The 24,615-nt window shown below is 70.4% G+C and carries 28 protein-coding genes and 1 pseudogene; 21 read left to right on the top strand and 8 right to left on the bottom strand.

The window, feature by feature from the left end:
• The first annotated feature begins 7 nt into the window (after positions 1 to 7).
• The 5 genes from mshD to pstB all read left to right on the top strand — a co-directional run bounded on the left by mshD (position 8) and on the right by pstB (position 5,248).
• On the top strand, positions 8 to 889 hold the full coding sequence (mshD, locus tag M1L60_RS18875; RefSeq protein WP_253238756.1) for a mycothiol synthase: 882 nt from the start codon (positions 8 to 10) through the stop codon (positions 887 to 889).
• 280 nt (positions 890 to 1,169) lie between these two features.
• Entirely contained in the window at positions 1,170 to 2,267 is a 1,098-nt protein-coding gene (pstS, locus tag M1L60_RS18870) for a phosphate ABC transporter substrate-binding protein PstS (protein WP_253238755.1), read from the top strand.
• A gap of 41 nt (positions 2,268 to 2,308) precedes the next feature.
• Positions 2,309 to 3,379, top strand: a complete 1,071-nt coding sequence (gene pstC / locus M1L60_RS18865) for a phosphate ABC transporter permease subunit PstC (protein WP_253238754.1) — start codon at positions 2,309 to 2,311, stop codon at positions 3,377 to 3,379.
• A 32-nt stretch (positions 3,380 to 3,411) separates the two neighbouring features.
• Positions 3,412 to 4,461, top strand: a complete 1,050-nt coding sequence (pstA, locus tag M1L60_RS18860; RefSeq protein ID WP_438862132.1) for a phosphate ABC transporter permease PstA — start codon at positions 3,412 to 3,414, stop codon at positions 4,459 to 4,461.
• Positions 4,462 to 4,471: 10 nt separating this feature from the next.
• Complete coding sequence (gene pstB, locus M1L60_RS18855) at positions 4,472 to 5,248, top strand: phosphate ABC transporter ATP-binding protein PstB (RefSeq protein WP_253238752.1); 777 nt, start codon at positions 4,472 to 4,474, stop codon at positions 5,246 to 5,248.
• A gap of 125 nt (positions 5,249 to 5,373) precedes the next feature.
• Here pstB and M1L60_RS18850 read toward each other — a convergent pair whose 3' ends face one another.
• A complete protein-coding gene (locus M1L60_RS18850; protein WP_253238773.1) occupies positions 5,374 to 6,129 on the bottom strand; it encodes an NUDIX hydrolase in 756 nt (251 codons plus the stop codon).
• A 126-nt stretch (positions 6,130 to 6,255) separates the two neighbouring features.
• Here M1L60_RS18850 and M1L60_RS18845 point away from each other — a divergent pair, with 126 nt between their 5' ends.
• A complete protein-coding gene (locus M1L60_RS18845) occupies positions 6,256 to 7,233 on the top strand; it encodes a Gfo/Idh/MocA family protein (RefSeq protein WP_253238751.1) in 978 nt (325 codons plus the stop codon).
• Between the two features lie 115 nt (positions 7,234 to 7,348).
• Here M1L60_RS18845 and M1L60_RS18840 read toward each other — a convergent pair whose 3' ends face one another.
• From M1L60_RS18840 to M1L60_RS18830, 3 genes are all read right to left on the bottom strand, one after another.
• Positions 7,349 to 8,362, bottom strand: coding sequence for an inorganic phosphate transporter (locus tag M1L60_RS18840; protein ID WP_253238750.1), 1,014 nt, complete (start codon positions 8,360 to 8,362; stop codon positions 7,349 to 7,351).
• A gap of 3 nt (positions 8,363 to 8,365) precedes the next feature.
• A complete protein-coding gene (locus tag M1L60_RS18835; RefSeq protein ID WP_253238749.1) occupies positions 8,366 to 8,992 on the bottom strand; it encodes a DUF47 domain-containing protein in 627 nt (208 codons plus the stop codon).
• 79 nt (positions 8,993 to 9,071) lie between these two features.
• Positions 9,072 to 10,019, bottom strand: coding sequence for a PI-PLC domain-containing protein (locus tag M1L60_RS18830; RefSeq protein WP_253238748.1), 948 nt, complete (start codon positions 10,017 to 10,019; stop codon positions 9,072 to 9,074).
• 103 nt (positions 10,020 to 10,122) lie between these two features.
• Between M1L60_RS18830 and sigJ the strand changes: the two genes are divergently transcribed.
• A complete protein-coding gene (gene sigJ, locus M1L60_RS18825) occupies positions 10,123 to 10,989 on the top strand; it encodes an RNA polymerase sigma factor SigJ (RefSeq protein ID WP_253238747.1) in 867 nt (288 codons plus the stop codon).
• Here the strand turns inward: sigJ and M1L60_RS18820 are convergent.
• Positions 10,969 to 11,475, bottom strand: coding sequence for a DUF402 domain-containing protein (locus M1L60_RS18820; RefSeq protein ID WP_253238746.1), 507 nt, complete (start codon positions 11,473 to 11,475; stop codon positions 10,969 to 10,971). The genes sigJ and M1L60_RS18820 overlap by 21 nt on opposite strands.
• A 55-nt stretch (positions 11,476 to 11,530) precedes the next feature.
• Between M1L60_RS18820 and M1L60_RS18815 the strand changes: the two genes are divergently transcribed.
• Positions 11,531 to 13,537, top strand: coding sequence for an ATP-dependent DNA helicase (locus M1L60_RS18815; RefSeq protein WP_498370527.1), 2,007 nt, complete (start codon positions 11,531 to 11,533; stop codon positions 13,535 to 13,537).
• 37 nt (positions 13,538 to 13,574) lie between these two features.
• Positions 13,575 to 14,396 carry a hypothetical protein gene (locus M1L60_RS18810; protein ID WP_253238745.1) on the top strand — a complete coding sequence of 274 codons (822 nt, stop codon included), beginning with the start codon at positions 13,575 to 13,577 and terminating at the stop codon, positions 14,394 to 14,396.
• 15 nt (positions 14,397 to 14,411) lie between these two features.
• On the opposite strand, the gene M1L60_RS18805 is transcribed toward M1L60_RS18810, so the two are convergent.
• Positions 14,412 to 14,786, bottom strand: a complete 375-nt coding sequence (locus M1L60_RS18805) for a DsrE family protein (RefSeq protein ID WP_253238744.1) — start codon at positions 14,784 to 14,786, stop codon at positions 14,412 to 14,414.
• A 14-nt stretch (positions 14,787 to 14,800) separates the two neighbouring features.
• On the opposite strand from M1L60_RS18805, the gene mtfM reads away from it, so the two are divergent.
• The 10 genes and pseudogenes from mtfM (at position 14,801) to M1L60_RS18760 (ending at position 21,089) form a co-directional block, all read left to right on the top strand.
• The gene (mtfM, locus tag M1L60_RS47590; protein WP_274622891.1) at positions 14,801 to 14,905 is read left to right on the top strand and encodes a small membrane protein MtfM; all 105 of its coding nucleotides are present in this window, start codon (positions 14,801 to 14,803) and stop codon (positions 14,903 to 14,905) included.
• Positions 14,899 to 15,504, top strand: coding sequence for a heme-binding beta-barrel domain-containing protein (locus tag M1L60_RS18800; RefSeq protein WP_256516692.1), 606 nt, complete (start codon positions 14,899 to 14,901; stop codon positions 15,502 to 15,504). The genes mtfM and M1L60_RS18800 overlap by 7 nt, the downstream gene beginning before the upstream one ends.
• A 50-nt stretch (positions 15,505 to 15,554) precedes the next feature.
• Positions 15,555 to 15,950, top strand: coding sequence for a Fur family transcriptional regulator (locus M1L60_RS18795; protein ID WP_253238771.1), 396 nt, complete (start codon positions 15,555 to 15,557; stop codon positions 15,948 to 15,950).
• Position 15,951: 1 nt separating this feature from the next.
• Positions 15,952 to 16,986: a CAF17-like 4Fe-4S cluster assembly/insertion protein YgfZ gene (ygfZ, locus tag M1L60_RS18790; protein ID WP_253238742.1), complete on the top strand. Its 1,035-nt coding sequence runs from the start codon at positions 15,952 to 15,954 to the stop codon at positions 16,984 to 16,986.
• Positions 16,987 to 16,996: 10 nt separating this feature from the next.
• Complete coding sequence (locus tag M1L60_RS18785; RefSeq protein ID WP_253238741.1) at positions 16,997 to 17,854, top strand: beta-keto acid cleavage family enzyme; 858 nt, start codon at positions 16,997 to 16,999, stop codon at positions 17,852 to 17,854.
• 6 nt (positions 17,855 to 17,860) lie between these two features.
• Complete coding sequence (locus M1L60_RS18780; RefSeq protein ID WP_253238740.1) at positions 17,861 to 18,799, top strand: asparaginase; 939 nt, start codon at positions 17,861 to 17,863, stop codon at positions 18,797 to 18,799.
• A 184-nt stretch (positions 18,800 to 18,983) separates the two neighbouring features.
• Positions 18,984 to 19,355 (top strand): annotated as a pseudogene (locus M1L60_RS18775) (helix-turn-helix domain-containing protein); the annotation flags it as partial.
• An 11-nt stretch (positions 19,356 to 19,366) separates the two neighbouring features.
• Entirely contained in the window at positions 19,367 to 19,825 is a 459-nt protein-coding gene (locus M1L60_RS18770) for a hypothetical protein (protein ID WP_253238738.1), read from the top strand.
• Between the two features lie 65 nt (positions 19,826 to 19,890).
• Positions 19,891 to 20,205 (top strand): DUF2516 family protein, encoded by a 315-nt coding sequence (locus tag M1L60_RS18765; RefSeq protein WP_253238737.1) that lies wholly within the window; start codon positions 19,891 to 19,893, stop codon positions 20,203 to 20,205.
• The gene (locus M1L60_RS18760) at positions 20,202 to 21,089 is read left to right on the top strand and encodes an alpha/beta fold hydrolase (protein ID WP_253238736.1); all 888 of its coding nucleotides are present in this window, start codon (positions 20,202 to 20,204) and stop codon (positions 21,087 to 21,089) included. The genes M1L60_RS18765 and M1L60_RS18760 overlap by 4 nt, the downstream gene beginning before the upstream one ends.
• 50 nt (positions 21,090 to 21,139) lie before the next feature.
• Here M1L60_RS18760 and M1L60_RS18755 read toward each other — a convergent pair whose 3' ends face one another.
• Positions 21,140 to 22,183 (bottom strand): hypothetical protein, encoded by a 1,044-nt coding sequence (locus M1L60_RS18755; RefSeq protein WP_253238735.1) that lies wholly within the window; start codon positions 22,181 to 22,183, stop codon positions 21,140 to 21,142.
• Positions 22,184 to 22,428: 245 nt separating this feature from the next.
• Between M1L60_RS18755 and M1L60_RS18750 the strand changes: the two genes are divergently transcribed.
• Together M1L60_RS18750 and M1L60_RS18745 are read left to right on the top strand one after the other, a co-directional pair.
• Entirely contained in the window at positions 22,429 to 22,785 is a 357-nt protein-coding gene (locus M1L60_RS18750) for a hypothetical protein (RefSeq protein ID WP_253238734.1), read from the top strand.
• A gap of 30 nt (positions 22,786 to 22,815) precedes the next feature.
• The gene (locus M1L60_RS18745) at positions 22,816 to 23,625 is read left to right on the top strand and encodes an EI24 domain-containing protein (RefSeq protein WP_253238733.1); all 810 of its coding nucleotides are present in this window, start codon (positions 22,816 to 22,818) and stop codon (positions 23,623 to 23,625) included.
• On the opposite strand, the gene M1L60_RS18740 is transcribed toward M1L60_RS18745, so the two are convergent.
• Positions 23,590 to 24,615, bottom strand: a complete 1,026-nt coding sequence (locus M1L60_RS18740; RefSeq protein ID WP_253238732.1) for a LacI family DNA-binding transcriptional regulator — start codon at positions 24,613 to 24,615, stop codon at positions 23,590 to 23,592. The two genes, M1L60_RS18745 and M1L60_RS18740, sit on opposite strands and share 36 nt — an antisense overlap.

The following is a 24,615-nucleotide window of genomic DNA, read 5'->3' as shown; positions in this document are numbered from 1 at the left end:
TCGGGGTATGACGACCGTCCGCGCGATTGACCGGTTGAGTGCCGCCGAGGCGGCCGAGGTGCTCGCGCTGGCGGCCGCCGCCGAACAGGCCGACGGCGTCTACCCGCTGTCCGAAGATGTAGTGCTGCGTGTGCGCGGTGGGGGAGACCCTGCCGCGCACACGCATTTTCTGGCTTGTGCCGGCGAACACCTGGCGGGGTACGCCTTTCTCGAGCGTGCGGGCTCCGGCGAGCTGTTCGTGCACCCGGCCCGCCGCCGGCACGGGCACGGCACCGCCCTGCTGACCGCGGTCGGCGCCGGCCCGCTGCGCTTCTGGGCCCATGGCGACGAGCCCGGCGCGCGGGCCTTCGCGGAAAAGAACGGCTTCGAGCGCGAACGTGTGCTGTGGCAGATGCGCCGCTCGCTGACCGAGCCCCTGCCCGGGATCCCGCTGCCGCCCGGGGTCACGCTGCGCGACTTCCGGCCCGGCCACGACGAGCAGGCCTGGCTCGGTGTCAACGCCCGGGCCTTCGCCCACCACCCCGAGCAGGGCCGCTGGACCCTCGACGACCTGGTGACGCGCGAGAAGGAGCCGTGGTTCGACCCGGCCGGCTTCCTGCTGGCCGTCGACGGCGACGACACGCTGCTCGGCTTCCACTGGACCAAGGTGCATCCGGCGTCCGGGGCCGACCCGGCGATCGGTGAGATCTACGTGCTGGGCGTCGACCCGTCCGGTCACCGGCGGGGTCTGGGGGCCGCGCTGAGCGTGGCCGGCCTGAGCCACCTGGCCGCTCAGGGCCTGACCGTCTCGAACCTGTACGTCGACGAGTCCAACCCCGCCGCCGTGGCCCTCTACCGGCGCCTGGGCTTTGCCGTTTACAAGACGGACATCAACTACTCCCGGCCATAACCCGAGGTGGGTGTCGGTGGACACACCGGCCGGGTCCCACGAGTCACGAGCCGGACAAGGTCGTGTTTCGGGGCGGTAAACACCGCCCCTATATATCCGACATATCCGTCTGTCGTCACTCAGTTCACGCAACGGACAACTCGCCCTCAGGGCAAGGCCAACTCCAGGCGTCGACGTGTTCACTGCGCGTTCATTTAGGCCCGGGTAACCGGCTACCTCGCGCTCCTAGCTTCGGTGGTGCCGGTGCGACGCCGGTATGCAAACCATCGAAGGGAAAATTGTGAAGCTCCAGCGGTCCGGTTACCTGGCAGCCGGCATTGCCTTGACTGCGACGCTCGCGCTCTCCGCGTGCGGCTCGGACAACGAAGCGCCGTCGGCCGGAGGCGACGCCTCCGCCGCTGCCGGCAACTGTGTCGCCGGCAGCCTGACTGCTCAGGGTTCGTCGGCGCAGAAGAACGCCATGGACGAGTGGATCAAGACCTACCAGGCCCAGTGCGCCGACGCCAAGGTGGACTACCAGGGCACCGCCTCGGGCGCCGGCATCCAGGCGTTCATCGCGGGCACCGCCGACTTCGCCGGCTCCGACTCGGCCCTCAAGGAGGAGGAGCAGCCGCAGGCCGACGCCAAGTGCGCCGGTGGCACCGCCCTCAACCTGCCCATGGTCGTCGGCCCGATCTCGGTCGTCTACAACGTGGACGGCGTCGACGGCCTCCAGCTCGACGCGGCCACGCTGGCCAAGATCTTCGACAGCAAGATCACCAAGTGGAACGACCCGGCGATCGCGGCGCAGAACTCCGGCGCCAAGCTCCCGGACGAGGCCATCACCGCCGTGCACCGCTCGGACGAGTCGGGCACGACCGATAACTTCACCAAGTACCTGAGCAAGACCGCCGAGGCCGACTGGACCTACGGCAACGCCAAGGCCTGGAAGGCCAAGGGTGGCACGGGCGCCGCCAAGTCCGACGGTGTGGCCACCGCGGTCAAGAGCACCCCGGGCTCCATCTCCTACGTCGAGCTCTCGTACGCCGAGAACAACGACCTGCAGAAGGCCAAGATCAAGAACGGCGCGGGCGAGTACACCGAGCTGACCGGCGAGACCGCCGGTAAGGGCATCGAGGGCGCCAAGATCGAGGGCACCGGCAACGACCTCAAGCTCAGCATCGACTACACCGCCAAGACCGCGGGCGCGTACCCGATCGTCCTGGTGACCTACGAGATCGTCTGCTCGAAGGGCAGCCCGAAGGCCAAGGAGCTGCAGGCCTTCTTCAAGTACACCTCCAGCACCGGCGGTCAGTCGGCGCTGAACGACCTGGGCTACGCCCCGCTGCCGGAGTCCATCCGGGCCAAGGTCGAGACCGCTGCCGCCTCGATCTCCTGACCTGACGAACTAATCCCTCCGAGACGACAGCGAGCGAGCAGATGGGTGACAACCCCTCCGGCTCGGACAACGCCACCGCCGGCGACCTGGGTGTGACTGGACGTCACGCCCGGGGCGCCGGCACCGGTGTTGCTCCGGGGAGCTACGAAGAACCCCCATTCGGCGGCGGGGGCGCCCTGCCCAAGAAGACCCGCTTCGGCATGGAGGCCGGTTTCCGAGGCCTGTCCGTGGCGGCGGGTGCGATGGTGCTGGTCATCATCGTCGCCATCGCGGTCTTCCTGATCTCCAAGGCCGTGCCGGCGCTCAGCGCCAACACCGAGAACTTCCTGACCTACAAGTCGTGGTTCCCGAACGAGACCGAGCCGAAGTTCGGTATCGCGGTCCTCGCCTTCGGCACCGTGCTGACCTCGATCATCGCGCTGCTCGTGGCGGTGCCGATCGCTCTCGGCATCGCGCTGTTCCTCTCGCACTACGCCCCCAAGCGGCTGGCCACCCCGCTCGGGTTCGTGATCGACCTGCTGGCCGCCGTGCCCAGTGTCGTCTTCGGCCTCTGGGGCCGGGACGTCTTCATGGAGCCGGTCCGCAACTTCTCGGCGTGGCTCAACGAGTACTTCAGCTGGATCCCGATCTTCGGCGGCGACGGCCCGTTCGGCCGCTCGGTGCTGCTGGGCAGCCTGGTCCTCGCGATCATGGTGCTGCCGATCGTGACCTCGCTGTCGCGCGAGGTCTTCATGCAGACCCCGGGCATGAACGAGGAAGCCGCGCTCGCCCTCGGCGCCACCAAGTGGGAGATGGTCCGCACCGCGGTTCTGCCCTACGGCAAGCCCGGTGTGATCGCCGCCGTGATGCTCGGCCTCGGCCGTGCCCTCGGCGAGACGATCGCCCTGGCCCTGACCCTCGGCGTCGTCTTCAACATCTCGTTCAACATCATCGAGAACGGCGGCAACTCCATCGCCGCCAACATCGCCAACTCCTTCGGCGAGGCCAACGAGACGGGCCGTGGCGCCCTGATCGCATCCGGCCTCGTGCTCTTCGCGATCACCCTCGTGGTCAACATGGCGGCGCGGGCGATCATCTACCGTCGGCGCGAGTTCCGGGACAGTGCGGCATGAGCCTTCTAGAACGTGAGTCCTCCGACGTCGTGATGACGCCGGACAACATCCGGTCCCAGAAGCTCCACCCGGGACTGAACGTCGGCATCGCCGTGGGCGCGCTGGTCGTCGGCCTGGCCCTGGCCTATGGCTTCGGCATCGGCAACTATGTGCTCGGTGTCGTCCTCGGCGTCGTCTTCTACCTGGTCGGCCTGCAGATCGTGGCCGGTCGGATCGAGGGCCGGCGGGCCGCCCGCGACCGCATGTGGAAGGCACTCATCTACTCAGCCTGCGTGCTGGCGATCCTGCCGCTCGCCTCAGTGGTGTGGACGCTGGTCTCCAAGGGCGTCGACCGTCTCGACGGTGACTTCTTCGGCTCGTCGATGAACAACATCGGCGCCCGCGACCCCAACGGTGGTGCCTACCACGCCATCATCGGCACCCTGGAGCAGGTCGGCATCGCCACGCTCATGGCCGTGCCGCTGGGCGTGCTCGGCGCGATCTACCTGGTCGAGTACGGCCGGGGCAAGTTCGCCACGACCGTACGCTTCTTCGTCGACGTCATGACCGGTATCCCGTCCATCGTGGCCGGTCTGTTCGTCCTCTCGTTCTGGGTGCTGATCGTCAGCCCGTGGTTCAACAACGGGACGCCTCGGTTCTCCGGTTTCGCGGCCTCGCTGGCGCTGACCGTGCTGATGCTGCCGACGATCGTGCGCTCCACGGAAGAGATGTTGCGACTGGTCCCGGGTCCGCTGCGCGAAGGTGCGTACGCGCTCGGCGTACCGCAGTGGAAGACGATCCTCAAGGTCGTGATCCCCACGGCCCTGCCCGGCATCGTCACCGGCGTCATGCTCGCGGTCGCCCGCGCAGCCGGCGAGACGGCCCCCGTGCTGCTCGTGGCCGGTGGCGCCGCGGCGATCAACTTCGACCCGTTCGCCGGCGGTCAGCAGTCCCTGTCGCTCTTCGTGTACCAGCAGGCCGGTGACGCCTCGCGGTACGCCCCGGCGCGGGCCTGGACGGCCGCGCTGACCCTGGTCGCGATCGTGCTGATCCTGACCGTCGCCGCCAAGCTGCTCGCCCGTCGCAACAGTCTGTCGAAGTAGAGGTAACCCCATGGCCAAGCGCATCGAGGCGAGCAACGTCTCGTCCTACTACGGCTCGTTCAAGGCCATCGACAGCGTGTCGATGGTGGTCGAGCCGAAGACCATCACCGCCCTGATCGGGCCGTCGGGTTGCGGCAAGTCCACGTTCCTGCGGTCGATCAACCGCATGCACGAGGTGCTGCCCAACGCCCGCATCGAGGGCTCGCTCACGATCGACGAGCAGAACATCTACGACCCGGACGTGGACGTCACCGCCGTCCGCCGCCTGATCGGCATGGTGTTCCAGCGCCCCAACCCGTTCCCGACGATGTCGATCTACGAGAACGTGGTCGCCGGCCTCAAGCTCAACGGCGTCAAGAAGAAGTCCCTTCTGGACGACGCGGCCGAGCAGTCGCTGAGGTCGGCCAACCTGTGGAACGAGGTCAAGGACCGGCTGAGCCGCCCCGGCGCCGGCCTCTCCGGCGGTCAGCAGCAGCGTCTGTGCATCGCCCGCACGATCGCCGTCGAGCCCCAGGTCGTGCTGATGGACGAGCCCTGCTCGGCCCTCGACCCGATCTCGACGCTGGCGATCGAGGACCTGATGTTCAAGCTGAAGGACCGCTTCACGATCATCATCGTCACGCACAACATGCAGCAGGCCGCTCGGGTCAGCGACAAGACCGGCTTCTTCTCGATCGACAAGACCGGTGACCCCGGCCGCCTGATCGAGTACGACGACACCCAGAAGATCTTCAGCAACCCGACCGAGAAGAAGACCGAGGACTACATCACCGGCCGCTTCGGCTGACGAATGTCCGCGGGATCACGTCGGCCGGCCTGTGGATAACCCGTTTTCGGTCCCACCCGGCGCGTAGTCTCGGGCCCGCCCCCTGGTCGGGCGGGGTAGGCACGTTGGACGGCGCCTTGCCGCACCTACGACAGGTGCAGCAGGGCGCCGCCGTCGTCGGTGAGTTCGACGCGAGGCATCACCGGCGTTGCGGCGTCGCGGCGGCTCGCGGCCGCGATCACTTGCGCCATTTCCCCGTACGCCGAGAGGGAATTCACCGTCTGCCGGGTCGGCGGCAGCATGGCCAGGCCGGTCGGCGTGCCCGGGCCGATCCAGGTCGCCTCCGTGGCCTCGCCCGAGACGTCCCGGGCGGCCTGCCCCTCGGGCAGCAGCGAGACGAAGAACCAGGTGTCGTACCGCTTGGGCTCGAACTCCGGGGTGATCCAGCGGGCCCACGGGAACAGCAGGTCGTCGCGCAGCCGCAACCCGCGGCGGCGCAGCAGCTCGGTCAGGGTCAGCTCGCGCGCGGCGACGGCCGCCCGGTCGGCCTCCCAGTCGGCGGTGCCCACGTCGTGCAGGGTGCGGTCGGGCTGCTCGACCGGGCCGGCCAGCAGCACGCCGGTCTCTTCGAAGAGCTCGCGCACGGCGGCGCCGACCACCGCGTGGGCGCGCTCGGCGGGCACACCGAGACGGGTGGGCCAGTCGGTGCGCAGCGTCTCGGGGCGGTCGGTCGGGTCGACGCCGCCGCCCGGGAAGGCGTACAGGCCGCCGAAGGCCATCGTCGTCGCGCGCTTCAACACGTACAGCTCGAAGGAAACGCCCGCTGGGCGCAGAAGCACGACGGTGGCCGCGTCGCGCACCGGCGCCGGCACCCCCGCGAACTCGCGTGCCCTTTTGACCATGGCTGGGGGAAGCCGCACGGGCGTCGGATCGGTCACCCCACGATCCTCCCCATCCAACTGCCCCGCCCGCCACCCAAAAGCGGACTGAAGACGATCTGATGGGGTGCGGAAGATACCGTAAGGATCATGACCGAACAGAACGTTCGCTGGGGAATCCTTGCCCCCGGCGGGATCGCCGCCCAATTCGCCGGCGACCTGTCGCTCGTGCCCGGGGCCGAGCTGGCCGCCGTCGGCTCCCGCCGGCAAGAGACGGCCACCGCGTTCGCCGAGCGGTTCGGCTTCGCCCGGGCCCACGGTTCGTACGCCGACCTGGCCGCCGACCCCGACGTCGACGTCGTCTACATCGCCACACCGCACGCCTTCCACGCCGAGGCGGCGCACTTGTGCATCGAGGCCGGCAAGTCCGTGCTGGTCGAGAAGCCGATCACCCTCGACCTGCCGTCGGCCGCGCAACTCGTGGCCCACGCCCGCGAGAAGAACGTCTTCCTGATGGAAGCCATGTGGATGCGGTTCAACCCGGCCATTCGCAAGATCGCCGAACTGGTCGAGGAGGGCGCGATCGGCTGGGTCAGCGCCATCCACGCCGATTTCGGCCTGCAGGGCCCGTTCGACGCCGAGCACCGCCTGCGCAACCCGAAACTGGGTGGCGGCGCCCTGCTCGACCTCGGTGTCTACCCGATCAACTTCGCCCACCTGATCATGGGGGCGCCGGCCTCGGTCCAGTCCTGGGCCCACCTGACGCCCGAACGGGTCGACGAGAACACCGGCATCCTGATGGGCTGGGAGCCGGGCGCGGTCGGCGCGCTGACCTGCAGCATCAACGGCCAGAGCCGCAACAACGCGACGATCACCGGCACCGACGGCCGCATCGAACTGCCCGAGGGCTTTTTCGTGCCGCGCTCGTTCACCGTGCACCGCCCCGAAAGCGACCCCGAGGTCTTCGACCTCGACTTCCCCGGCCACGGCTACCAGTTCGAGGCGGCTGAGGTCCAGCGCTGCCTGCAGGCCGGCGAACTCGAAAGCCCGCTCATGTCCCACGCCACCACCCTCGAGCTGATGACCCTGCTCGACACCATCCGCGAAGAAATCGGCGTCGCCTACTGACGCCGCGGTTCGGCGCAGAAGATAGCGCTTAACCTTTCATGGATCGCGATCTGTGAAAGGTTAAGCGTTAACCTTTCGCAGACGTCCGAAAAGCTGTCGCCCATCCGTCAGCTCCTCAGGTGAACAGCGGGCGGAAGAGGAAGTAGAGGGCGCAGGCGATCAGGCCGGCGGCGGGGAACGTGGTGATCCAGGCGATCACGATGTTGCCGGCCACGTTCCAGCGGACTGCGTTCAGGCGCTTGGTGGCGCCGACGCCCATGATGGCTGACGTGATCGTGTGGGTGGTCGAGATGGGGGCGTGCAGCACGTACGCGTTGAAGAAGAGCACCGAGCTGGCCACCGTCTCGGCCGCGAAGCCCTCGGCCGGGCCCAGGTCGATGATTTTGCGGCCCAGGGTGCGGATGATGCGCCAGCCGCCCGAGTACGTGCCCGCGGCCAGCATCGTCGCGGTGGTGATGTAGACCCACCACGGGATGTGGCTGGCGTTGTCCTGGTAGCCGCCGATGTAGAGGGCCAGCACCACGATGCCCATGGTCTTGGCCGCGTCCTGGATGCCGTGGCCGAGCGACATCAGGGCGGCCGAGATGGTCTGGGCCACGCGGAAGCCCCGGTTGAGTTTGCCGGGGTTGCCGCGGCGGAAGATCCACATGATCGCGACCATCACGACGAAGCCCAGCAGGAGGCCGACCACGGGCGAGGCCACCATCGGGATCAGGACCTTGTCGACGATGGTGCGCCACTGCACCTCGCCCAGGGCCGGGCCGGCGACCAGGGTGGCGCCGACCAGCCCGCCGAACAGGGCGTGGGACGAGCTCGAGGGCAGCCCGAACCACCAGGTGATCAGGTTCCAGGTGACCGCGCCGAGTACGCCGGCGAAGACGACGCCCAGGCTGGGGATGCCCAGGTCGAGTTTGACCAGGCCGTCGCCGACCGTCTTGGCCACGTCGCCGCCCAGGTGGGCGCCGATGAAGTTGCCGACGGCGGCCATGGCCAGGGCGATCCGCGGGGTCAGGGCCCGGGTGCTGATGCTGGTGGCGATGGCGTTGGCGGCGTCGTGGAAGCCGTTGGTGTAGTCGAAGATCATTGCGGCGACGATCACCGCGAGGACCGCGTAGAACTCGGGCGACAAGGCCTAGGACTCCTTGACCGCGATGGTCTCGACGGTGTTCGCCACGTGCTCGAACGCGTCGCAGGCGGCCTCCAGCTCGTCGGCCACCTCTTTCATCTTCAGCACCGTCAGCGCGTCGTACTCACCCGAGAAGAGCCGGACCAGCAACATCCGGTACGACCGGTCGCCCTCGTTCTCGAGCCGGTTGATCTCGATCCAGTACTCCTCGAGCCCCTTCATCGCGCGCAGCTTGGGCATGGCGTCGGCGGTGATCTTCGCCTGCTGGTCGAGCACGTCGACCAGCTCGTGCATCTCGCGCGGCAGCGACGGGAGCTCGGTCAACCCGTACAGGTAGAGCAGGTTGCCGACCGCCTCGAGGTGGTCCATCACGTCGTCGAGCTGGGAGCCCAGCGAGTAGATGTCCTCGCGGTCGAACGGCGTGATGAAGGTCGAGTTGATCTTTTTGTAGAGGTCGTGGGTGATCTGGTCACTGTCGTGTTCGACGTCGGTCAGCCGGTCGCTGACCGACTGCACGTCGACACCGGGCAGCGCGAGCTCGTTGAGCAGCGCGGTGCCCTTGACGAGGTTGTTCGCGGCCTGGGTGAACAGGTCGTAGAAGGCACCCTCGACGGGGCGGAAGGAGAACTTCACGGCGCGAACCTCGATCGACGGACGATGGTTGATCTCCGGGAATGCTACGGCCTTCCCTGGTTCACCTTTTGCTGGGCCGCTAAACGGCCTCCCGCCGCCGTTCAGTCCTGGGGGCGTGCGGGCGGGGCGAGCCCCGCCGGACGGCCCGGGTCGGCAGCGGTTCCCGCTCGACCCACCGGCTCACCGGGTGTTTGCGCAGGTAGCGGACGAGGCCGCGCTGGTCCTGGTCGGCGATCACGTCGACGCCGGCGGCGCCCAGTTCGGCCCGGATGGCGGCCCGGGCCTGGCGGGACCCCGTGGGCAGGCCCGAGATGCGCACGGTCCGCCCGTCGTCGTGGGCCGACCGCACCATGGCGTGCAACAGGTGCCGTTCCTCGGCCGGGATCGGTTCGAGCCCGTCCCAGCCGAACCGCCGGTTCCAGGCCTCACTGATCATGGGTACGAGCGTGGCCGGCGCCGCCCGCGAGCCGAGGTCGTCGAACGTCCCCTCGGCGAACGCGTACCGCAGGTCCTGGGCCGCGAGCAGCTCCCGGACGTCCACGATGCCGGTGACCGACACGGTGACCGCCCCCGGCACCAGTTCGCCGCCGTCGCAGTGGCTCAGCAGCGCGGCGTGGTCCCGCAGTTGCTGGTCGAGGACCCGGTACGCCCGCAGCAGCGTCTCGGCGTCGCGGACGGCGCCGGTGATCTCGACCACGAGCCGGAACGGCACCTGCTGGTCGCGGGCGAGCCGGCCGTTGTTGCCCCGGGCCTTGGCGAACAGTGGGGTCAGCACCAGCCGGCGCAGGGTGCGGCCGGGTTGGGGCGCACCGGGGCCGAGGAACAGCTCGCCCCGGGGTCCGGGGGTGGCGGGCACGGTGAGTCCGCCCAGGCCGCGCCGCAGCACCGAGGGCAGCGGGTCGAGGTCGTCCGGGCGCGCGAGAGCGTGACCGGCGGCCAGGTAGGTGCCGCGGCGGCGCAGCACGGTGAGTCCGGCGGCGGTCAGCCCGGCCAGACCGACGAGCCCGGTCAGGCCGCCTGCGATCATGAGCCCGTCGTTCACACCACACCATCCGATTCGTACGAAATGGGCGTTTTACACTCTGACACAAGTGCTACCCGACCTCGGGAATCTCGCGCAGAATTCCCTCATGCCACCCTCCGCCGAGGCCTTCGAGGCCGAGCGCCCGCATCTCGTCGCCGTCGCCTACCGGATGCTCGGCAGCATGGCCGAGGCCCAGGACGTCGTACAGGAAGCCTGGTTGCGCTACGTGCGGGCGGGGGACAGCGAGATCCGCGACCTGCGGGCCTGGCTGACCACGGTCACCGGCCGGCTCTGCCTCGACGTGCTCAAGTCGGCCCGCGTGTCGCGCGAGGCCTATACCGGCCAGTGGCTGCCCGACTACTTCGTGGACCCTGACGTCGGCCCGGCCGGGCAGGCCGAGCAGCGCGACCAGGTCGGCCTGGCCCTGCTCGTGGTGCTCGAGAAGCTGAGCCCGGAGCAGCGGGTGGCCCTGGTGCTGCACGACGCGTTCGCGGTGCCCTACGGCGAGGTGGCCCAGGTGCTCGGTACCACCGAGGCCACGGCCCGCCAGCACGCCTCGCGGGGGCGCCGGGCCGCCGCCGAGGGCGAAGTACGGCACAACGCCGGCCTGGCCGAGCAGCGCCGGGTGCTGACCGCCTTCATCGAGGCCGTGAACAGCGGGGACATGCAGGCGCTGGCGGCCGTGCTCGCGCCCGACGTGGTGTCGATCAGCGACGGCGGCGGCTTCACCAGCACCGCGCTGCGCCCGATCGTCGGCGCCGACAAGGTGTCCCGCTTCTTCGTCGGCATCGCGCACGGCAGCCGGATGGCCGATGCCGTCCTCGAGCCCGCCCTGATCAACGGCGGCGCCGGAGTCTTCGTCCGCGGCCACGGCCTCTACGGCGCGCTCGCCGTCACCGTGGCCGACGGCCGCATCACCGGGCTGTTCCAGCAGCTCAACCCCGAGAAGCTGCTAGTCAGCGACCTTCTGTAGATATTGGTGGAAGTGGGTGGCGAACGGCTCGCTGCCGTCGCCCAGCGCCACGAGCAACTCGTCGGCCGCCGCGCGAGCCTCGCGGACGAGGTCGTCGGGGTAGCCGAACTGGGTGCGGTGCTCGTCGAACTCGTCCTCGTCGCGCAGCTCGACCAGGCCCGACGTGCGCCGGCGGACCACGTCGAGGTCGAGGTCGATGATGTGGACCGTGTCGCCTTCCCAGCGCGCGGGGGTGGTGATGTCGCAGTAGACCTCGCTGGTGCGCGGCTGCGGGTTGAACATGCCTGTCCACCACGTGTGATGGGGGATGAGCAGCACGAACGGGATCTGCTCGACGGACGGGCGGCCGTGGTAGACCGACTTCGTGCCCTTGGTGACGCCGACCCAGACCCCGAGCTCGTCGGAATCGAAACGGCGGGCTGGGTAGTCCCGGTGGGCCGACCCGTCGTACTTCGTGTAGACGACCCGGACCGTGTCACTCGCCATGCAAGAACCCTAACGGTGGTCGGCTTCTGTCGGTGGTGGCGGGTACCGTCTGCCCGTGCCCGCAGCAACGAAGAAGTCGGTGTCCGCAGAGCAGCTCCTCCAGGCCGCCGTCGGCGCCGTGCCCGGTGGCGCGTCCCGCCCGGGTCAGCAGGCCATGGTGGCCGCCATCGACAAGGCCGTCCGCGAGCGGGAACACCTGCTCGTGCAGGCCGGCACGGGCACCGGCAAGAGCCTGGCCTACCTCACCCCGTCGCTGCTCGTCGACGGCCCGGTGGTGATCTCGACGGCCACCCTGGCCCTGCAGAACCAGCTGGTCGAGCACGACCTGCCCCGCCTCGCGGCCGCGGTCGAGCCGGTGCTGGGCCGCAAGCCCACCTACGCTGTGCTCAAGGGCCGCCACCACTACCTCTGCGTGGCCAAGATGGAACACGCCGACGAAGAGGCGCCGACCGACACGCTGTTCGACGACGCGCCGCCCAAGACCACCCAGTGGCTGGGCGAGGCGGGCAAGCTCGGCCGGCAGATCCAGCGGCTGCAGGCCTGGGCCGAGAAGACCGCCACCGGCGACCGCGACGAGCTCGACCCCGGCGTCGACGACACGGCCTGGCGCCAGGTCTCGATGCCGGCCCGCGACTGCGTCGGGGCCGCCCGCTGCCCGTACGGGGCCGACTGCTTCGCCGAGGCGTCGCGGGCCCGGGCCCGCGAGGCCGACATCGTGGTCACCAACCACAGCCTGCTCGCGGTCGACATGCTGGCCGACCGCCACATCGTCCCGCCCCACAAGCTGCTGGTCATCGACGAGGCCCACGAACTGGCCGACCGGGTCTCGTCGGCGTCCCAGGCCGAGCTGACCCCCGAGGCGGTCGAGCGCTCCTCGCGCCGGGCTCGCACCCTGCTCTCCCCGGCCGCCGTCGAGTCGCTGGCCGAGGCGGCCGACGCGCTCACCGTCGGCCTGGCCGAGGCGCCCGCGGGCCGCATCACCGGCGGCCTGCCCGAGCCGCTGGCCCTGGCCGTGGCCCGGGTCGAGTCGGCCACCCGGGCCGGGCTCACGGCGATCGGCGAGGTCAAGTCCGACGATCCCGACCCGGTGCGCAAGCAGCAGGCCAAGGCCGCCTTCGACGACCTCAACGACACGGCCCAGCGCCTGCTCGAAGAGTCCGCCTTCGACGTCGCCTGGGTCGAGAAGTCCGACCTCGGCAACGGCCGCCGCGCGCTGGTGGTGGCCCCGCTCTCGGTGGCCGGCACGCTGGCCCAGGGTCTCTATTCCGACCGTACGGTGGTGGCCACCTCGGCCACGCTGACCCTCGGCGGCCGGTTCGACACGGTGGCCCGCTCGCTCGGCCTGCCCGTCGCCGCCCCCACCGCGGCCACCGGCCCCGAGGCCTCCGGCGACGGCTGGACGTCGCTCGACGTCGGCTCCCCGTTCGACTACCCGCGCCAGGGCATCCTCTACGTCGCGTCCCACCTGCCCCGGCCCCAGATGTCCGGCCTGCCCGCCGCGGCCGGCGAAGAGCTGGTCAAGCTGGTCGAAACCCTGGGCGGGCGCACCCTGGGCCTGTTCTCGTCGCGCAAGGCGGCCACCCAGGCCGCCGAGCTGCTGCGCGCCCGCACCGACCTGCCGATCCTGCTGCAGGGCGAGGAATCGCTGCCGGTGCTGGTCCGCAAGTTCCGGGAAGACAAAGAGAGCTGTCTGTTCGGGGTGATGTCGCTCTGGCAGGGCGTCGACGTGCCGGGTGACGCGTGCCAGCTGGTGGTGATCGACCGGCTGCCGTTCCCGCGCCCCGACGAGCCCCTGGCCGCGGCCCGGGCGGCGGCGGTCGACGCCAACGGCGGTTCCGGCTTCGCGTCGGTGAGCGTGCCCATCGCGGCGGTGCGGCTCGCGCAGGGCGTCGGCCGGCTGATTCGCTCGACGGGCGACAAGGGCGTGGTCGCCGTGCTCGACTCCCGCCTCGAGACGGCCCGGGGCTACGGTGCCTTCCTGCGCAACTCCCTGCCGCCGTTCTGGTACACCACCCGGTCCGAAGTGGCTCTCGGCGCTCTCCAGCGCCTGGCCGGGAAATGAGTCCGATGCCCCGCCTCGAACCGACGGGTGGTCAGCGGTGACAGCGCTCGGCAACCGCCGGTGGTGGCTGACCGGGCTGGTCGTGGTCTGGATCGCCGGTCTGGTCGGGTTGACCGTGTGGTCGGTCGGGCACGACCGGGCCACCGTGCCCGAGCAGCGCGACATCGACCTCGCCGTGACCGATCTCGAGCGGGCCGCCGGTGTCGTCTACGCCACGGCGAGCGGCGCCGACCGGGCCGTGGTGCTGGGCGAGCTGCAGCTGACGCGCGACTGCCGCATCACGCCCGTGCGCTCGGGAGTGGCCGCCGCCCGCGCCGTGACCGTCTACGTCGGCGACTCGAAGGCGGCCGAGGCGGTCGAAGCGATCGCGGCCGAGCTGCCGGTCGAGTGGGCCCCCGAGCAGAGCCGCACCCGGGCCGGCACCCGGGTCTCGCTGCACGCCGACGCGGGCAACTTCGTCGGCATCGACCTGAGCGGTCCGGCCGTGGCGACGACCCTCACGCTTCGGCTCACCACCGGTTGCCGGCCGCTCGACGGCGCGGCGCCGGTCGGGGGCGACGCCACCGCTTCGCCGGCGCCGGCGCTGCTCAACACCGTGGTGTCTGCGCTCGACGCCAACGTGGGCGAGCCCGTCGTCCGCACCGTGGCCTGCCCGTCCGGCGGCGTCGCGGGCTCGTGGACGGTGCCGGATCTGTCCATGCCGGACGATCTGCCCGGCCGCCTGCGACAGGCCGGCGGCGAGATCGTGCACGCCGACGACGCTGTGCGGGCCTACCGCAAGGCCGGCGATTCGATAGTCGTGCTGCCGCAGGGCGAGCAGCTGAGCGTGACCGTGAGCACCAGCTGCCGAGGTGCGTGACCGTAGCGCCAGTTGTCAGTAGACGAGCGCCTGGGCGCCGTCCGACATGATCTCTTCGACGAAGACGGCGGCGCCGGCGATGCGGATGCCCGGCAGCACGTCGTCGGCGGTGATCTCGCGGCGGGCTACGCACTGGGTGCAGGCGGTCACCCGGCCTGCCGAGAGCAGCAGGTCGAGCAGGTCGGGCAGGGGCGCCGCGTGCGGCAGCTCGAACTCGGCGGCCCGGCCGGGCAGGGCGAACCAGGCCGACTCGCCGGTGAGCCAGAACGACACGTCCACCCCCGACGCGAGCGCCGTGCTCGCGACCGTGAAGGCCTGCGAGCAGCGTTCCGGGGCGTCGGCTCCGGCGGTTGCCTTGACGACCAGCAAGCGTGCCATGGGCGCCAGCATAGGATGGTCCGGTCATGGTTACGGAAATCGGGTTCGTGAGCCTGCTGGTCGCCGGTCTGGGCGCGCTGGCGGGCAGTGTCGTCTATCTGGCGATGCGCGTGTCGAGGGGGCGTTGGTGAGCGATCAGGAAAATCCGCTGGGCCCACCGCCCTGGTTGAACGCGCCCCCGGTCGACGCGTACCCCTACGAGGAGACGCACGACCTGCGCTCCGGGGCCGACCTCAACCCGGCGCTGCTGGGCCTGCTGCCGTTCGTCGGGCTGTGGCGCGGCCGCGGTCAGGGCGGCTTCCCGGCCGAGAAGGACTACGACTTCGGGCAAGAGGTTCGGATCAGCCACGACGGCCGTCCGTTCCTGCGCTACGAGTCGCGCTCGTGGCTGCTCGACGACGAGTCGAAGCCGTCCGGTGAGTGGATCGTCGAGTCCGGGTTCTGGCGGCCGGTGCTCAACGCCGAGGGCCGTGCGACCGACGACATGGAGGCGGTCATCGTCGCCCCCGAGGGCACCGTCGAGATCTACGTCGGCAACACCGTGGGCACGACCCGGCTCGAGATCGAGACCGACGCGGTGGCGTACACCCCGACCGGCCAGCATCTGACCGGCGCGCGGCGGCTCTTCGGTATCGTCGAGGGCGCCCTGCTGTACGCCCACGAGGTGTCGATCGACAAGAGCGAACTGCGGCCCCACATGTCGGCGCGGTTGCTCAGGGTCGGCGGATAGACAGCCTGACGGCGTAACCTCGTAGCGTGTCCGCCACTTCGCTTGCCGCCATGCTCCGGGAACGTGGCCTGCGGCTCACCCCGCAGCGTCAGCTCATCCTCGAAGCGGTGCACGAGCTCGGCCATGCCACGCCCGAGCAGGTGCACAACCATGTGCGTGAGCGGGCGGCCGGGGTCAACATCACCACCGTCTACCGCACGCTCGAGCTGCTGGAAGAGCTCGGCATGGTGACTCACACCCACCTGTCGCACGGCTCGCCGACCTACCACGCGGCGGGTGAGGATCAGCACGTTCACCTCGTGTGCCGTGGATGTGGGTCGATCAGTGAGGTAGACCCGAGTGTGATGCAACCGGTGACCGACCGGTTGTTGAACGAACGGGCGTTCCGCGTCGACGTGGGCCATGTGTCCCTGTTCGGGGTGTGCGGAGACTGCAAGGAGCTGTGACATGACCGTGGTGATGGTCGAAGACCTGGATCCCGCCTCCGCCGACTCCGGTGTGCCGGCCCACTACGGCGACCCGATGCGTGAGCAACGCACCCTGGCCACCGCCGTGGGCCTGGTCGACCGCTCGAACCGCGACGTGATCGCCGTGCCCGGTGAGGAGCGCGCGAGCTGGCTGCACACGCTGACGACGCAGCATCTGTCGGAGCTGTCGGCCAACCAGGGCACCGAGCTGCTGGTCCTCTCTCCGAACGGTCACGTCGAGCAGCACGCGATGGTGACCGAGGACGGCACCACGACCTGGCTCGACACCGAGCCGGGGGCGGGCGCGGGCCTGCTCAAATACCTCGAGATGATGCGGTTCTTCACCAAGGTCGAGCCGCGCGACGCGACCTCCGAGCTGGCCGTTCTCTCGCTGGTCGGGCCGGGTGCGGGCGACGTGATTCCGGGTCTGGCCGAGCCGCGCGTGCAGCCGGTGCCGGGCGCCAAGTTCGCGGCCGGCGATGTCCGGCCCGAGGCGACCAGCCTCTACGACGTACGGGAAACCGAATTCGGCCTGGCCCGCCGGGTGCCCCTGGGCATCGACCTGCTCGTCCCGCGTACCGAAAAGACCGCGGTGATCGAGAAGCTGGGGCTGCCCAAGGCCGGTCTGTGGGCGTACGAGGCGATCCGCGTCGAACACCACACCCCGCGGCTGGGCTGGGAGACCGACCACCGCACGATCCCGGCCGAGGCCGAGTTCATCGCCGCCGCGGTCCACCTCGACAAGGGCTGCTACCGCGGGCAAGAGACTGTGGCCCGGGTCCATCACCTCGGCCGCCCGCCGCGCCGCCTGGCCCTGCTGCACTTCGACGGCATCGCCACCGATCAGCCGCCGGCCAAGGGCACCCCGGTGGTTCGCGAGGGGCGCGAGGTCGGCTTCGTCGGCACCGCCGTGCGCCACCACGAGCTGGGCCTGGTCGCCCTGGCCGTGCTCAAGCGCAACGCGACCGACAACCTGACGGTGGGCGAGTCCGCCGTGGCGGTGGACGAACACTAAGGTCACATCCATGACCGGGACCGTGATCACCGTTGCTCCGACCGGCGCCGAAAGCAGCAAGGCCGACGTGCCCGCGCTGCCCGTCACGCTCGACGAACTCGTGGCCACCGCCAAGGAGTGCGAAGCGCTGGGCGCTGCCATCATCCACGTCCACATCCGGGACGCCGAGGCCGAGCCGACCCTCGACCAGGGGCGGCTGCGTGACACCGTGCGGGCGCTGCGCGAGTCGACCGGCCTGATCGTGCAGCTCTCGTCGGGCGGCGCCGTCACCGACCCCGAGGGCGACCGGCTGGCCGTGCTCGACGCCGGGCCCGAGATGGCCTCGTGCACGATGGGCACCGTCAACTTCGGCGACGGCGTGTTCCTGAACCGGTGGGAGTTCATCGTCGACCTGCACACCCGCATGCAGGAGCGGGGCATCGTGCCCGAGTACGAGATCTTCGACCTCGGTCAGCTCACGACGCTGCAGCGGCTGCTGGGGAAGCACGGCCTGCCGTCCGGCGGTCACGTGCACGTCGACCTGGTGATGGGCGTGCCGGGCGGGATGCCGGGTACCGCGGCCGCGCTGGTCGCGTGTGAGCAGGCGATCCGCGACCTGCCCGAGGGCACGACGTTCTCGGCCACCGGCATCGGGCGCTCGACCATCCCGGTCATGCTGGCCTCGCTGAGCGCGGGCGGGCACCTGCGCGTGGGCATGGAAGACACCATCACGTACGCCAAGGGCCGCCCGGTCGAGTCGAACATGCAGCTCGTGGCCCGGGCCGTCGGCTTCGCCCAGCTGGCCCAGCGCCCGCCGCTGACCGCCCGCGAGACCCGCGAGCTGCTGGGGATCCCCGCCCCCCATCCAACCACCCCGGAATCGGACTGAAGGCGCATGATTATCGCTGAAGTAGTGCGCTCCGGTTTTGTCGAGAGCGTCCACCACGGTTCCGTCTTCTCGAGCGCCGGCAGCCGCGGCGACGTGACCACGCCGATCTTTCCGCGGTCGTCGAACAAGCCGCTGCAGACGGTGGGCCTGCTGCGGGCCGGCCTGGTGCCGCGCGACGACGCCGACCTGGCCCTGATCAGCGGCAGCCACTTCGGAGAAGCTTTCCACGTACGCCGGGTCCGCGAGATCCTCGACGCGGCCGGCCTCACCGACGACGCCCTGCGTTGTCCCACCTCGCTGCCGCTGGCCGAGGACGCCCGCGATGCCTGGGTGCGCACCGGCGGCGGCCCCGAGCGGGTGCTCATGAACTGCTCGGGCAAGCACGCCGGCATGCTCGCGACCTGCGTGGCCAACGACTGGCCGCTCGAGACGTACCGCGACCCCGCCCACCCGCTGCAGAAGGCGATCACCGAGGCGGTCGCCGACCTCGCCGGCGAGCGCATCACCGCGGTCGGGGTCGACGGCTGCGGGGCGCCGGTGCTGGCCCTGTCGCTGACCGGGCTCGCCCGCGCCTTCGAGCGGCTGGTGTCGGCCGAGCCGGGCAGCCACGAGCGGCGGGTGGCCGACGAGATGCGCGCCCACCCCGAGCTGGTGGCGGGCACCGGAGCCGACGACACGCTGCTGATGGCGGCCGTTCCGGGCCTGCTCGCCAAAGGCGGCGCCGAGGGCGTGGTCGCCGTGGCCGTGCCCGGCGCCGGGGCGATCACGATCAAGATCGACGACGGTGGCATGCGCGCCCGGACCCCCGTACTGCTGAAGGAACTGCAGCGCCTCGGCGTCGACACGCCCCGGATCGGGGAGCTCGTGCTGGGCGGCGGCGAACCGGTGGGAGAGATCCGCGCTGTGTCCATGGCCTCGCCTCCGCTCGGCGGCACTTCGCCCTGAGAGGTCGATGTCGAGGGCACCGAAAAGCGCCTCGGCTGCGCCTAGCACTTTTCGGCGCCTCGACATCGACGGGCGAAGTGCGGGTGTCCGCTGGCTTAAGTCATGTGCTGCGTGACTCGTTTCACGCTTGCTGTAGTTAGCGCTTTGCTTGCAACAGCTAGCACCCCGAGCTACGGTCGGATGCATGGCCGCACCCAAGGATCTGCCCGAGGACATCGGTGGTTTCATCCGTGACCTGCGGCAGACCGCCAAGATCTCGCTGCGCCAGCTCGCCGACAAGGCGGGCGTGAGCAACCCGTACCTCAGCCAGATCGAGCGCGGCCTGCGCAAGCCCAGCGCCGAGGTGCTCCAGCAGATCGCCAGCGCGCTGCGGGTGTCGACGCCCGCGATGTACCTGCGTGCGGGTCTGCTCGACAGCGAGGGTCAGCAGGGTGTGCTGGCCGCGATCGCGGCCGATCCCGAGCTGACGATCGCTCAGAAACAGTCGCTGTCGCAGATCTACGAGACGTTCCGCAACGAGAACGCGCGCAGCAAATCCGAGACCACTCCCGTTGATGAGGAGCAGAAATGACCGAGCAGACCAAGACCCGTTTCCCCGCCCCGCTCTACGCCGCCGCCGGTGCCGGTGACATCGCCGTCGAGCAGCTGCGCAAGCTGCCCGCCGTGCTCACCGAGCTCAGCGAGCGCGCGTCGGCCTCGCTGCGTGACTACAACGAGCAGGCCGGCACCAAGGCCGCCGAGCTGCGCGACAAGGCCTCCACCACCGACTTCGTCGCGCTGCGGGGCAACGCGGCCAGCGTCGCCACCTCGTTCGCCCAGATCGCGCAGGACCGCGCGGTCGCCGCTTACACCGCCCTCGTCGCCCGCGGCGAGCGCGTGGTCGGCACCGGCGTCGTCGAGGCGGCCGAGGTCGTCAACGCCGACATCGAGACGACCGAGGAGCCGGCCGCCATCGAGGCCGCCGAGGCCACCCCGGCCAAGCCCGCCGCCACCCCGAAGCCGCGCAAGCGCGCCGCCTCGAAGTGACGACGCGATAAACATGATCAGCGGGGCCCGGCGTGCGCTGGGCCCCGCGGCATAGACTTTCCGTCATGGCCTCTTCCGCGCCGATCTTCTACGACATCGCCGTCGGCTACATAAACCTGCTCATTCTCATCTTCTCGCTGGTCGTCCAGGCGGTCGCCCTGATCCACTGCCTGACTCAGCGGGGCGACGGCTTCCAGGCCATCGGCACCCTCCCCAAGGGTGCGTGGGCGGCGATCCTCGCGATCTGCATCGTGCTCACGCTTCTGGTCAGCAGCGCGGTCGGCATCTTCAGCCTGATCGGCATCGCCGCGGCGCTGATCTACCTGCTCGACGTACGCCCGGGTCTGAAGGATCTGTCGGACGGCAAAGGCTTCTGGTGAGGCGGCGGTTCGGTCCGCCGCCGCCCGACGGTGGGCCCCGCCTGCATCGCCGTGAACCGACCGGGCCGCGCTCGGGCCGGCCGACCCTGCCCGAGCCACCGACCGAAATGCTGTCGACCCCTTCCGGCGTACGCCTGGAGGGGTTGATCACTGGGGTCGGTGACCCCGTCACCGTCTTCGCCCACGGGCTGGCCGGTGACATCGCCGGCACCCGCCCGCTGGCCAGTGCGGTCGTCGGGCGCAGGGTCTTCTTCCACTTCCGCGGGCACGGCCGCTCCGACGCCCCGCCCGGCCCCTGGAGCTTCGGCGACCTGGCCGCCGACCTGCGTGGCGTCGCCGACCAGACCGGCGCGACCCGGGCCCTCGGGGTCAGCCTGGGCGCCGGCGCGCTCGGCCGGCTGCTCAGCGACACGCCCGACCGGTTCGAGCGGGTGGTCTTCTATCTGCCGGCGCCGCTCGACGGTCACCGGCCCGCCGCGGCCGAGGCCCGGCTCGAACGGTTGCTGGCCGCGGTCGAGTCGGGCGAGGCGGCCTCGATCGCCGCCGCCGTCGAGTCGGACCTGCCGCCCTCCGTGCGCAACACGGCGACCGGCTGGGGCTTCCTGCGGCAGCGGGTCGAGCAGCTGCAACGCGACGGCCTGGCCCCCGAGCTGACCACACTGTGGCACGAGCCCGCGGTGGCCGACGAGTCGACGCTGCGCGCGTTCCGCGGCCGGGCGCTGGTGCTGGGCTGCATCGGCGACGAGGTGCACCCGGTGGCCTGGGCCGAGCGGCTGGCGTCCCTGCTGCCCGCGGCCGAGCTGCACGTCTACGACCACCCGGCCGTGCTGTGGAACAACCGGCGCGAGCTGCGCGAGCGGATCTCGAGCTTTCTGAACGACTGAGGGCCCGCCCGGTTGCCCGGACGAGCCCTCAGCTCGGCTGTGCTGATCGATCAGCTACTGATGAACGCCGTGGCGTACTTGTCGGCGCTGACATTGCCGACCTTGTCGTAGACCCAGTAGTCCACCTCGAGGTGGTACCCCTTGGTGATCCCGGAGGCCGGCACCGACCAGGTGCCCGCGGCGGTCACCGGCGAGAGGGCGATCGCGCCGTCCGGAAGGTAGGCCGTCGGGTCGGTGACCTTGACCCACTTCTTCGTCTCGAAGTTGTAGTAGTAGACCGTCTCGCCCTTCCACTTGAAGGCGATCACCTCGACGATGTCGGCCCCGGACTGGCTGTCGCGGCCGGTGCCCTTGAACGCCTTCCACGAGCTGCCCTTGCCGGCGTTGGCCGGGAAGGTGAAGCCGCTCGTCGGCGCGGTGTCGTCGACGTCGACGTTCAGCCTGGAAGCGGTGCGCGGGGTGGCCTTGCCGAACTTGTTCGACAGCTGCACCTGCGGGCTGTAGTCGCCTTCATCGAAGTAGTGCGGCACCGTGGTCTCGGTCGCGTCCTGCTTGAGCAGGCTGAACTCGCCGTCGCCCCAGGTCGTCCAGGCCTCGTCGGCGGTGAGCGGAAGGCCCTTCGGCGTGAACACGGCCTCGGTCAGGTAGGTGCCGCCGACGCCGTCGCTGGCGGTGTAGACAGTGCTCTTCTGCCAGCCCAGGGTGCCGGGGGCGGTGGTGACCGTGACATTCGGCGCGGCGATGGTGCCCGGGCCGCTGACCGTGTCGTCCTTCAATTCGACGGCCACCTTGAAGGTGCCGGCGCCGGCGTAGGTGTGTGTCCACGAGGTCTCGCCGGCGGCCGCGGCCGTGGAGGTGCCGTCGCCCCAGGTGATGGCCCGGGTGATCGTGGCGAGGTCGGTCGTGTCGTCGTCGGCCAGGGCGTCCTGGGTGAGCGTCACCTGCTGGCCCGACCACAGCGAGGCCGTGTTGAGAGTGAAGGTGCCCGTGGGCGGCTCACCGGCGGCGAGCGCCGGGGTGCCGACGCCGATCACGCCGGCCGCTAGCACAGCGCCGCACAGGGCCGGTAGGCCACGACGGTAAACGAGTTTCATCTGTCCCCCGTTGGTGTGAACCCCCCGTCCCGACAGAGGGGAGCCAGCGGACAGTACCGGCCGGTACCGGCATTGATCAAGCCTGTTCTGCCGGTTGGGCCGTAACCTTTTTCGGCTCTCGGCACGTTGTCTAGAACGTGCGGCTATCCCCTAAATCAGTCTTTGTCGGACTCGTAGCTTTCGGGCTGCCGGTCGCCGTCGCGGTCGGCTGGAACCTCGCCGCCCCGGTCAAACTCCCCGCTGCAGTGGGAGTTCCCGGCGGCGAGAGCGTCCTGGGCGCGGCCCCCACCACGGCCCGGACGACGCCGGTGGCCGTGCGCTACTCGGCCGGTCCCTACCGTCCCAAGCCGTCGACGCTCCCCGCGTCGGCGGTCCCCCAGCCATTCGTCCCCACCACGTCCCCAGTGGTCATCAGCACGTCGCCGTCCCCCACACCGCCGCCGGTCGTAGTGCCGTCCGGAGTGTCGGAGCCCCCGCTCCCGCCCCTGGACGAGCCGCCCGTCCCCACCCCGACCGACCCGTCGGAGGCGAGCACCCCGCCCGACGCCGAGCCACCGTCCTCGGCCCCCAGCAGCACCGAGCTGCCCACGCTGTTCCCCTGACGGCCGCAGCCTTGCTCTACGCTGCTGGGCGTGAATGCTGAGGCCGGTCGGCCGTTGGGTGTCGTCAAGCAGTTCTTTCTCGGCGCCGGGCTGCTCGGCCGTGGGCTGGGCATCGTGCTGCGCAGCCCCAAGCTGCTCGGGCTCGGGCTGATCCCCGCCGTGATCGCGGGTCTGCTCTACGGCACCGCCCTGTTCTTCCTGATCGACTATCTGCCCGAGCTTTCCCGTACGGTGACCTGGTTCGCCGACGACTGGGCCGAGTGGGTCCGTGACGTGGCCCGGGTGTTCGCGGGGCTGGGTCTGCTCGGCCTGTCGGTGCTGCTCGGCATCCTGACCTTCACCGCGGTCACCCTGCTCATCGGCGACCCGTTCTACGAGCGCATCTCCGAGCTGGTCGAGGACAGGTTCGGCGGCGTGCCGGACGAGGTCGAGGTCGGGTTCTGGCCCTCGTTGCGGCGCAGCCTGGCCGACTCGTTGCGGCTGATCGGACTGTCCATCCTGATCGGTGTGCCGCTCTTCCTGCTCGGCTTCCTGCCGGTGGTGGGCCAGACGGTCATCCCGGTGCTGGGCGGCGCGCTCGGTGGGTGGCTGCTGGCCGTCGAGCTCACGGGTGTGCCGTTCCAGCGGCGCGGACAGCGGCTGCGGCAGCGCCGGGCGGTGCTGTCCACGAACCGGCCGATGGCCCTCGGTTTCGGCGTGGCCGTCTTCTGCTGTTTCCTGATCCCGCTCGGCGCGATCCTGCTGATGCCGGCCGCCATCGCGGGGGCCACGCTGCTGGCCCGGCAGTCACTCGGGCTTCCGGCCTCAGGCGGACTCGCGGACCACCAGCTCCGTCGGTAGCACCACGGCGTCGGGCAGGCCCTGCTCGCCGTTGATGAGGCCGAGCAGCTGGCGGGCCATCGTGCGGCCCATGTCGGCGATCGGCTGGCGGACGGTGGTCAGGGGCGGGTCGCTGTAGCGGCTTATCTCGAAGTCGTCGAAGCCGATCACCGCGACGTCCGTGGGCACCCGGCGGCCGGCGTCCTTGAGGGCGATCAGCGCGCCGTGGGCCATCATGTCCGAGGCCACGAAGACCGCGTCGAGTTTCGGGTCGTCGGCCAGCAGCGTACGCATGGCTTGAATGCCCGACTCGCGGGTGAAGTCGCCGAGGGCGACGTGCTGGGCCAGGCCGGCCTCTTCGAGCGTGGCCCGGTAACCGGCGAGCCGGTCGATGCCCGCCACCATGTCCTGCGGGCCCGCGATGGTGGCTATTCGGCGGCGGCCCGTGGCCACCAGGTGGCGTACGGCGGCGCAGACCCCACCGAAATGATCGACGTCCACATAGGGCACTCCGGCGCCCCTCGGATTCGGCAGGCTCAGCGGGCGGCCGCTGCAGATCACTGGGATGCCCAGCGAGACCAGCGTGCCGGGCAGCGGATCGGCGCCGTGCATCGAGGCGAACATGACGCCGTCGACGTGACCGGCCACGGCGTAGCGCTCGACCCGGCCGTGACTTTTCAGCGAACCGGCCATCATCAGGACCAGCTGCTTGTCGGCCGCTTCGAGCTCGACGCCGACGCCGCGGATGATGGCCGGAAAGAACAGGTCGTCCGAGAAGACCCGGTTGGCCGTCTCGGGCAGGATCAGCGCGATCGACTCGGTGCGCTGGGTGACCAGGCTGCGGGCAGCCTGGTTGGGCACGTAGCCCAGTTCGTCGACGGCCCGGGTGACCGCCTCGCGGATGGAGGCGGCCACCGAGGTCGAGCCGTTGACGACGCGGGAGACGGTCGCCCGGGAGACCCCGGCGCGGCGTGCCACTGCTTCGAGCGTCGGCCGCTCCCGCGTCACCAC

The sequence above is a fragment of the Paractinoplanes aksuensis genome, assembly GCF_024137025.1.
Classification (GTDB): Bacteria; Actinomycetota; Actinomycetes; order Mycobacteriales; family Micromonosporaceae; genus Actinoplanes; species Actinoplanes aksuensis.
This window is presented reverse-complemented; position numbering and strand designations above follow the sequence as displayed.

Excerpts from the sequence above, each read along its gene's own strand:
- M1L60_RS18845 (WP_253238751.1), top strand. The coding sequence starts at position 6,256 with ATGACCGAACAGAACGTTCGCTGGGGAATCCTTGCCCCCGGCGGGATC.
- M1L60_RS18765 (WP_253238737.1), top strand. The coding sequence starts at position 19,891 with ATGGCCTCTTCCGCGCCGATCTTCTACGACATCGCCGTCGGCTACATA.
- mshD (WP_253238756.1), top strand. The coding sequence starts at position 8 with ATGACGACCGTCCGCGCGATTGACCGGTTGAGTGCCGCCGAGGCGGCC.
- pstB (WP_253238752.1), top strand. The coding sequence starts at position 4,472 with ATGGCCAAGCGCATCGAGGCGAGCAACGTCTCGTCCTACTACGGCTCG.
- M1L60_RS18850 (WP_253238773.1), bottom strand. The coding sequence starts at position 6,129 with ATGGTCAAAAGGGCACGCGAGTTCGCGGGGGTGCCGGCGCCGGTGCGC.
- M1L60_RS18780 (WP_253238740.1), top strand. The coding sequence starts at position 17,861 with ATGATTATCGCTGAAGTAGTGCGCTCCGGTTTTGTCGAGAGCGTCCAC.
- M1L60_RS18830 (WP_253238748.1), bottom strand. The coding sequence starts at position 10,019 with ATGATCGCAGGCGGCCTGACCGGGCTCGTCGGTCTGGCCGGGCTGACC.
- pstA (WP_438862132.1), top strand. The coding sequence starts at position 3,412 with ATGACGCCGGACAACATCCGGTCCCAGAAGCTCCACCCGGGACTGAAC.
- pstC (WP_253238754.1), top strand. The coding sequence starts at position 2,309 with ATGGGTGACAACCCCTCCGGCTCGGACAACGCCACCGCCGGCGACCTG.
- M1L60_RS18805 (WP_253238744.1), bottom strand. The coding sequence starts at position 14,786 with ATGCTGGCGCCCATGGCACGCTTGCTGGTCGTCAAGGCAACCGCCGGA.
- M1L60_RS18785 (WP_253238741.1), top strand. The coding sequence starts at position 16,997 with ATGACCGGGACCGTGATCACCGTTGCTCCGACCGGCGCCGAAAGCAGC.
- M1L60_RS18820 (WP_253238746.1), bottom strand. The coding sequence starts at position 11,475 with ATGGCGAGTGACACGGTCCGGGTCGTCTACACGAAGTACGACGGGTCG.
- ygfZ (WP_253238742.1), top strand. The coding sequence starts at position 15,952 with ATGACCGTGGTGATGGTCGAAGACCTGGATCCCGCCTCCGCCGACTCC.
- M1L60_RS18770 (WP_253238738.1), top strand. The coding sequence starts at position 19,367 with ATGACCGAGCAGACCAAGACCCGTTTCCCCGCCCCGCTCTACGCCGCC.
- M1L60_RS18755 (WP_253238735.1), bottom strand. The coding sequence starts at position 22,183 with ATGAAACTCGTTTACCGTCGTGGCCTACCGGCCCTGTGCGGCGCTGTG.
- mtfM (WP_274622891.1), top strand. The coding sequence starts at position 14,801 with ATGGTTACGGAAATCGGGTTCGTGAGCCTGCTGGTCGCCGGTCTGGGC.
- M1L60_RS18795 (WP_253238771.1), top strand. The coding sequence starts at position 15,555 with ATGCTCCGGGAACGTGGCCTGCGGCTCACCCCGCAGCGTCAGCTCATC.
- sigJ (WP_253238747.1), top strand. The coding sequence starts at position 10,123 with ATGCCACCCTCCGCCGAGGCCTTCGAGGCCGAGCGCCCGCATCTCGTC.